10 protein-coding genes are annotated in these 7,839 nt (G+C 61.7%); 6 read left to right on the forward strand and 4 right to left on the reverse strand.

Annotated features, from left to right (window positions below):
* On the forward strand, positions 1–1,949 hold a 1,949-nt coding region (locus KBZ07_RS12925), incomplete at its 5' end, for a chloride channel protein (protein ID WP_254931996.1).
* A 279-nt stretch (positions 1,950–2,228) separates the two neighbouring features.
* On the opposite strand, the gene KBZ07_RS12930 is transcribed toward KBZ07_RS12925, so the two are convergent.
* From KBZ07_RS12930 to KBZ07_RS12945, 4 genes are read right to left on the reverse strand one after another with little or no spacing between them, the layout of a single operon-like run.
* Entirely contained in the window at positions 2,229–2,717 is a 489-nt protein-coding gene (locus KBZ07_RS12930; protein WP_254931997.1) for a L,D-transpeptidase, read from the reverse strand.
* A gap of 14 nt (positions 2,718–2,731) precedes the next feature.
* Positions 2,732–3,319 carry an inorganic diphosphatase gene (locus KBZ07_RS12935; protein ID WP_254931998.1) on the reverse strand — a complete coding sequence of 196 codons (588 nt, stop codon included), beginning with the start codon at positions 3,317–3,319 and terminating at the stop codon, positions 2,732–2,734.
* A gap of 30 nt (positions 3,320–3,349) precedes the next feature.
* Positions 3,350–4,894: a carboxypeptidase M32 gene (locus KBZ07_RS12940; RefSeq protein ID WP_254931999.1), complete on the reverse strand. Its 1,545-nt coding sequence runs from the start codon at positions 4,892–4,894 to the stop codon at positions 3,350–3,352.
* A 47-nt stretch (positions 4,895–4,941) separates the two neighbouring features.
* A complete protein-coding gene (locus KBZ07_RS12945; protein WP_254932000.1) occupies positions 4,942–5,262 on the reverse strand; it encodes a helix-turn-helix transcriptional regulator in 321 nt (106 codons plus the stop codon).
* Between the two features lie 120 nt (positions 5,263–5,382).
* On the opposite strand from KBZ07_RS12945, the gene KBZ07_RS16350 reads away from it, so the two are divergent.
* The 5 genes from KBZ07_RS16350 to KBZ07_RS12965 all read left to right on the forward strand — a co-directional run bounded on the left by KBZ07_RS16350 (position 5,383) and on the right by KBZ07_RS12965 (position 7,428).
* Positions 5,383–5,691, forward strand: a complete 309-nt coding sequence (locus KBZ07_RS16350; RefSeq protein ID WP_315860172.1) for a hypothetical protein — start codon at positions 5,383–5,385, stop codon at positions 5,689–5,691.
* A 16-nt stretch (positions 5,692–5,707) separates the two neighbouring features.
* Complete coding sequence (locus KBZ07_RS12950) at positions 5,708–6,520, forward strand: rhodanese-like domain-containing protein (protein ID WP_315859519.1); 813 nt, start codon at positions 5,708–5,710, stop codon at positions 6,518–6,520.
* A gap of 18 nt (positions 6,521–6,538) precedes the next feature.
* A complete protein-coding gene (locus KBZ07_RS12955; protein WP_254932001.1) occupies positions 6,539–6,721 on the forward strand; it encodes a rhodanese-like domain-containing protein in 183 nt (60 codons plus the stop codon).
* Positions 6,722–6,763: 42 nt separating this feature from the next.
* The gene (locus KBZ07_RS12960; protein WP_396121862.1) at positions 6,764–6,952 is read left to right on the forward strand and encodes a YgaP-like transmembrane domain; all 189 of its coding nucleotides are present in this window, start codon (positions 6,764–6,766) and stop codon (positions 6,950–6,952) included.
* Between the two features lie 68 nt (positions 6,953–7,020).
* Positions 7,021–7,428: a hypothetical protein gene (locus KBZ07_RS12965; RefSeq protein ID WP_254932002.1), complete on the forward strand. Its 408-nt coding sequence runs from the start codon at positions 7,021–7,023 to the stop codon at positions 7,426–7,428.
* Positions 7,429–7,839 lie beyond the last annotated feature (411 nt).

Below are 7,839 nucleotides of genomic sequence, written 5' to 3' on the forward strand. Positions count from 1 at the left end.
CCCTTCCCTATCAATGGAATCTGCTGGCCTGGGCTGCCCTGATTGGGGTGCTCACGGGACTGGCAGTGGTGGCCTTCCACGAATTGCTGGGCTTCATCAATAACGGGCTGTTTGGACCTTTTGTGGAGGGGCTTCTAACGGTTGGTCGTAGCCAGCCGCCGGAGTTAGCAATCGAATTGCCGCTAGCGGCTGCTCCTGATACGGGCACACCTCTGCGGGCCCTGCTCCAGGTGGGTCTCGGCGGGCTTGGCTTCCTGCCACCGCCCCCGGCCGTTCCTGAGCCGCTGCCCCTGCCGGTTTCCTCCCTGCCCGATTGGATAAGTCTTTGGCCGGTGGTTGTGGTGCCCACCCTGGGGGGCTGGGCCGTTGGTCTTTTGCGCCGCTATGGCGGTGACCTGGGCCCTGGCCTACCCAGCCTGATGGCGATGGCCGATGGCGCCGTAAGCGCTCGGCCCCGCTTGCCCTTTCAGCGCCTGCTGGGTGCATCCCTCAGCCTGGGCAGTGGTGCCTCCCTCGGCCCGGAGGGGCCCAGCGTTGAGAGTGGCGGCAATATCGGTCTGTGGGTGGCCCTGCGCGGCGGGCTCTCTCCCCAGAGTCAGAAAGCCCTGGTGGCCGCGGGAGTGGCCGCAGGTCTGGCGGCGGGATTCAAGGCACCCATCGCCGGGGTGTTTTTTGCTTTTGAAGGAAGCTTCAGTGCCGTTCAGGGCCGGCCCAGCTTGCGGGCGGTGCTGGTGGCGGCGGTGGCTTCCTCGCTGGTCACCCAATTGCTGCTCGGGGACACACCGATTTTGCGCTTGCCTGCTTATGAGGTGCGCTCACCGCTGGAGTTGCCCCTTTATCTGGGCTTAGGCCTGGTGGCAAGCTTGATGTCCTGGGCCTTGGTGAGCCTGCTGGCTGCAGGCCGCAGCGAGCGGCTTCAGGCCTGGCTGGGCCAGCTGCCGCCAGGCCTGCCCACCGCCCTAGGGGGTGCCTCTGTGGGTGTGATGGCTCTGGGTTTTCCCCAGGTGCTTGGTGTCGGCTACGACACGATTGAAGCCCTGCTTGGCAGCGAGGGTGGCGTGCCCCTGCTCACCTTGCTGGTATTGCTGGGCGTCAAGCTATTAGCAACTGGTATCAGCAATGCCACCGGCTTTGTTGGCGGTGGTTTTGCCCCATCCCTGTTCCTGGGAGCGGTGCTCGGCAACTGCTACGGCCAGCTGCTTGGTGATAGTGGCCTGCACCTGCCGGTGGCTGAGCCACCCGCTTACGCCATGGTGGGCATGGCAGCTGTGCTGGCCGGTAGTGCCAGGGCTCCTCTTACGGCCCTGTTGCTGCTGTTTGAGCTCACCCGCGATATTCGAATTGTGCTGCCGCTAATGGCCGCCGCCGGCCTCAGTGCTGCCTTGGTGGAGCGCTGGCAGGGCCTGGCTGATCCGGGCTTACTTGGGCCTGACCCCCAAGAGGAGCATCGCCGCCGCCAGTTGGCCGCCCTGCAGGTGGCTGAGGCTTTCGAGCCCGAGCCACCCCTGGTGCTGGCAGCTGAGTTACCAGCCAAAAAGGCCTTGCTTCAGCTGGTGGAGGCCCACGGCCACTGTCTGGTGGTGGCTGATGGGGCTTGGGTGGTGGGGCTGGTCACCCTGGCTGATCTGCAGCGGGCCCTAAGTGCCGAGCGGGAGTTCAATGACGACGGGTCTTCACCGGTGCCCACCTTGCTCTCCTGTCGCCGCAGTGACTTGGTGTGGCTGCCGATGTCTGCCCAGCTTGCTCAGCTGGAAGACCAGCTCAGGCCAAATGGCTTGCGCCAATTGCCGGTTTTTGATGTGCCGGCTGCGGCGGCGGCAGCCCTGCCCCATGGCCTTCCCAATCCCGGTTTGCCGGTTGCTTCTCTACGTGGCTTGGCCAGCCGCGATGGCATGGCCCGGGCCCTAGCGCGCCAGCTCACACCCCCTGGGGATGGGGCTCAGGATTGAGTCTGAAGCTGGCTACAGAGCGCCTGGGCTGCTGGATCAACCGCACTTAACCTGGCCAGTATCCGCTCCAAATCAAGGGGTGAAAGCTCGCCGTCACTGGCCCACTTCAAGGTGGTGCTCACTTGGGGTTCGCAGGAAGGATTGGAGTGGGGAACCGCAGACATAGACGCAGTCGAAAGGCCTCATGCCTTGTTTTGGCCTTATGAGGAACGCCGATAACCCCAACTTGCGGCTGCAGCTGGGGTTATCTCCAGAATATTTTCCGACAATCGGCTGGCTTCAGCGCTGCACGACTACTGGCGTACCGACTTCCACCTGATCAAATAAGGAGCGCACATGCTCGTGGAGCATGCGCACGCAGCCATTGGTCACGGCTGCGCGTGATGTCACCGTCCAGGACCAAGCATTTGGCGTGCCATGGATGCCGTACTGGTTGGGTCCGCTTTTCTGGAATCCAAGCCAGCGATCGCCTAATGGGCCATTTGGTCCGACGGTGGAGTTGATCTTGCCGCTTTTGGTGCTCTGGTATTTGGGATTAACAACCTTGTTTTGCACCGAGAAGCGCCCTACTGGTGTGGGGGTGCTGGGATCGCCAATCGCCACTGGCCAACTGCCCAGCACCTTGCCGCCTTCACGCAGGCTGATCGTGCGCTTATCAAGCTGAAGCACAATTTCCCGGCTGTTGCTCTGGGCCTGGACAGGGGTCCAAGCCGGAGCCATCGCCAGGGCTACTGCGGCAATCCAGAGCGGTTTGAGGTAGTCAGCCATGGTAATAAGGGCGCTTAGTTAACCAGTTTGGCGTCGATGATGTGGAGATAGCGCCGTTCGCACTCCTTAATGATGCTCACAGCTTCTGCTGGCTCCAAGAAGCCATTGACCTTGCAGGTGCCGGGTTTTTTGAGGTCTTTGTAGTGCTCCCAGTAGTACTGGGTTTCCGTGACCCACTGCTCACCAAGCTGGGTGAAGCTGGTGATGTGGTCCATGCGCTTGTCATCGGCCAATACGGCGATCACCTTGTCGTCGACCTCGCCGCCGTCGTCAAAGGTCATGATGCCGATGATCCGAGCTTCCACCAGCGATCCCGGCACTAGGGGCTCGGTGACACCGACAATTTCAATATCGAGGGGGTCGCCGTCCTCGTCCCAGGTGCGGGGGATGCAGCCGTAGGCGAAGGGGTAGGCCAGCGACGAATAGCCGACGCGATCCAGCTTGAGGTGGCCGGTTTCCGTGATCAATTCGTACTTGTTGATCGTCATGGAGTTGAGCTCCACGATCGCGTTCACGCGCAGCTTGGCTTCATCGGCGAAGGCCGGCAGCACGTGCAACAGGTTGAGCATCGTGCGGCTCGGGGCGTGGTCGATGTTCGCCATGAAGCGGAATTTGAGTGGCTAAGCAGCATCCTAAGTATCTGCCTGCAGGCGCTCCAGCTTGTTGCGCAGATAGCGAAGGAAGGCTGCCGCGCTGAGCCTCTGGCCACTCACCTGTTCCACCAGCTCTTCCGCATTGACGCTGCGGCCCAGGGGATAAACCCTGCTGGCCAGCCAGTCCCGCAGGCTGCTCTCCTTACCAGCAGCGATCGCGGCCTCGATGGCACCTGGGCCGCCAAGCTCCTGCTCCATGGTTTCCGCGAGTTGGGCGCTGATCAGATGGCCCAGGGCATAGCTGGGGAAATAGCCAAACAGGCCTTCTGCCCAGTGGATATCTTGCAGACATCCCTCCGAATCGCTTGAAGGGGTACGGCCCAGCAGCTCGCCCATGCGGCGGTTCCATAAACCTGGAAGCTCCGCCACCGGCATGTCCTGCTCGAGTAGGGCCAGCTCCAGCTCAAAGCGCAGCACGATGTGCAAGCAGTAGCTGAGCTCGTCGGCTTCCACCCGAATCAGGCCGGGCCGCTGGGGATTGAGCCCTCGCCAGAAGCCGAAGGCGCCGCCCCAGGGATCACTGCCACTGCCACCGCCACTGCCTAAGCCGGCGCAGAAGCGCGGATGCCAGCGCTCGGCGAAGGCGCGGCTGCGGCCCACCCGGCATTCCCAGAACAGCGACTGCGACTCGTGCACCCCCATCGAGGTGGCCTCACCCAGCGGCCAGGGGAAGTAGTGGTTGCCCGTGCGGGGCAGGCCCTGTTCATATAAGGAGTGGCCCCATTCATGGGCGGTGGCAAGGAAGGCCGAGAGGGGCTGATCCGGCACCACCCGGGTGGTGATGCGGAAGTCCTGGGGGCCCACGGTGCAGGAGAAGGGATGGGCTGAGCGGGAGCGTTGGCAGTAGGCCGGGTCGTAGCCCCAGCTGTTGAGTAGCTCGCTGCAGAGATTTTCCTGCAGGGCTTCGGGTAGCTCTGGCAGGGGGGACACCTGGGTTGCTGCTACCTGCTGGAGCAGGACGGGCAGCTCGGCCTGCAGTGGGGCAAACAGCTGCTGCAGCCGTTCTTTGCTGACGTCGGGCTCAAACGGCTGGGCCAGGATTTCCCAGGGGCTGCGGTGTTGAACTTCAGCGGCGGCAAGTTGGGTCGCTTGTTCGCGGCGTAGGCCGATCAGACTTTCCAGTGCCGGAGCAAAGATGCTGAAGTCGCTGCGGCGCCTTGCCTCCTGCCAGATGGCATTGCCGCGCGACTGGGCTTGGGCGATCTGGGCTACTAGCTGGGGATCTAGGCAGCGCTGGCGATTTAGCTCAAGCCGCAGTAGCTGCAAGTTGCGGCGCACCGCCGCCGGAGTGCTGGCTTGCAGCTCGGCTTCCGCCGCCCCGACCAGATCGGCGTAAGCAGGGCTGCTCTGGCGTTCGTGTAGCTGGCTGGCCAACAGGGCCAGTTGGTCGCCACGCCATTCGGCACCGGCCGCCGGCATAACCGTGTTCTGGTCGTAATAGAGGGCACTGCTGATTGAGCCCAGCAGCTGGCTCTGGCGCAGATGCTCCTGCAGCTGATCTAGGGGCGATTTTGCCTGCGCCATGGGGAACTTTTGCTAGGGCCATTCTTCCGGCTTCAGGGCCGGCGCGCTCAGGCTGATTGCAGTTGGGCTAACTGGTTCTCCAGACGTCGCTTGAGTCGGGTCTGGACCAGGGAGCAGAGCTCGTCTACCAAGGCGCCTTCGGCACTCCAGATAGTGCGCACCCCATCGCGCTCGCAGCGCACTAGGCCCGCCCGCTGCAGTTGGCCGAGCTGGCGGCTGATGTGGGATTGGGAGAAGCCAGTGGCTTCGATCAGTGCTGCCACATCCAGGGGCCCTGCCCTGAGCTGACACAGCAAGTGGAGGCGCGCCGGCTCGCTCAGCAAACGGAAAAACTGGCAGTACTCCTCCAGCAACTGGGGAGACGGCATGGAGCTGGAATAGGCCATCTATTAATTATGTCGCAGCTATGTCGCAAGCCGCATTCCCCCGAGCGACCCCGGACGCGACGCCTTTATGCGGCTATGGTCATAACAAGCTGCAATGCCGCGATGGTTGTCGCCCCGTTTACGCCGATTTCCCTGCGGGCAGCGGCTGGAGGGGGATCCCTGCTCTTCCGCCAGCTTTTTGATGCCCAGACCGGCACCTTCACCTACTTACTAGGCGATGTTTCCAGTCGCCAGGCGGTGATCATCGATTCGGTGTTTGAGCGCCATGGCCGGGATCTTGCCCTACTCCGTGAGCTGGGGCTCAAGCTGGTGGCCTCCCTCGATACCCATGCCCACGCCGACCATGTCACCGGCAGCTGGCTGCTGCAGACAGGCCACTGGCTGTGCAATTGGCCTGTCTGCAGCAGCTAGGGCGGAAAACGTGACCATGCCCCTGCAGCACGGGGATCGGCTCTCCTTTGGCGTTCGCTGGCTCGAGGTGCGCAGCACCCCAGGTCATACCAATGGCTGCCTCAGTTTTGTGCTCGACGATCAGTCGATGGCATTCAGTGGTGACGCCTTGCTGGTACGGGGCTGCGGTCGCTGTGACTTTCAGCAGGGCAACCCCCATACCCTCTGGGCCTCGATTACCCAGCAACTCTTCAGCCTGCCCGACTCCTGCTTGCTCTATTCAGGGCACGACTACGAGGGCCGCACGGTCAGCTCGGTGGTTGAAGAAAAAGCCTTCAACGCCCGCCTGGGCGGTATGGCCACCGAAAGGGATTTCGTTGGTTACATGGAGTCGATGCAGTTGCCCCACCCCCACAGGATCGCCGAAGCCCTGCCTGGCAACATGCGCTCTGGCAAGCCCATTGATCAGGACGTCACCAGCCCTGCTGCAAACCCATGTTGGGCGCCATTGCAACGCAGCTATGCGGGCCTGCCCGAACTTCCCCCCGCCTGGGTGGCGTCCCACCGTGATGGCCTCAGCTTGCTGGATGTGCGTTCGGCTGAGGAATATGGCGGCCCCGACGGTCGGGTGGCGGACAGCCTGCTGATTCCCCTGCCGGAACTGGAAGGTCGCATCTCCGAACTTCGCGTCAATCAACCGGTGGTGGTGGTCTGCCACTCCGGCAGCCGCTCGGCCCTGGCTACCCAGCAGTTGCTTAAGGCCGGCCTCAGCCAGGTGGCAAACCTCCACGGCGGCCTGGCCCGCTGGGCGGATGAGGGCTACCCGCTGCAAGGCGTCGCTTCCACCTGATCAACCTCCTTATCAGTCATGAAACCAGACCTCGATACCCGTCTCAATGCCCAGGAACTAGCCCGGCAGCTGGCTGAAAAGCGGGTCAGCGTGATCGATGTGCGCGGGGCAATGGAATTGGCCGGCGGGCACATCGAAGGCAGCGTCAATGTGCCTTGGTGCTGGTATGCCACAGCGGTCGCCGCAGTGCCCAGGCTCTAGCCCAGTTGGTGCGGCACGGGCACACCAGCCCCCCTGCCGCTGATGCGCCAGGTTCAGATCGCCGCTGGCTCTTTGGTGCTGCTCGGTCTGGGCCTCGGCAGCTGGGTGGCGCCGGCTTGGATTCTGCTCAGCTGGTTGGTGGGAGCCGGCCTGGTGTTTGCTGGCATCAGTGGTTTTTGTGGCATGGCCCGCCTGCTGGCCCTGATGCCCTGGAACCGGGCTTCGATTTGATGGCAGCAGGCGCTTGCCCATAACACCTGGATGGATGCAGGCGCTCCACTACAAATCATGCCCAGCGGTTGATCACTCTCTGGATTGCCTGGTTGCTGGCCATGCTGTTCCACGTGGATTTGGGCTTGATGCCCTTATTCCACGGGCAGTCACCCGAGATCAACAGCCAAGTCCCATTGGGAGCCTTGCCGCTGCTGCTTGGTGCCATGCTCGGCTATTTTTTCCTGCCATTACTGGCAATCGTGCTGATCTCTTTCGCTGATTCAGCCATCGGTCCAGGGATTCGCTGGCGGCTGTTGAGGCGGCTGCACTTTTGGCTAAGTGTAGTTTACCTAATTACTAATATCCTGCATCTTCTGGCAGATATCTTGGTGCCAGATGCACGCCTTGATCAGATCATGCTGATGGCGGTGATGACCCTGCTTGGGTTGTTGATCAATATTGAAAGCTGGCACTGGTGGCGCCAACATCACTGAAGGAATGCCTGCTTGAATAGCTGGCCGCTTTGTCTTTTTCGCAACCATTTAGTCTTTGTATTTTGCATTTGCTGGCGAGGCCGATAAGCCCTGAAGACAATTATTTATTCCTAGAACTCCAGCCTTAACGAAACCAACTTTCGACCGGCTGGCCGCACTGACCTGACGGGGGAGGTGGACGCCGCACGGCCTGACAGCCTGGAATGCTACGACGCTTCTGGGACACCTGGAAGCTTTGGCAAAATTAGCCTTAACTCTCAATCACTAATTCACCAATTCAACCCATGTACCAGTACATTATCTCACAGTCCCGTGGTGAAGCATTGTCGTTTAGGTGTTGATATCCGATTGCACATCCTCCACCAGTGTTGGCATATATTTGTCATATCGATTCAGCTCCCTTCACAATCA

Source organism: Cyanobium sp. BA20m-14 (assembly GCF_024346295.1).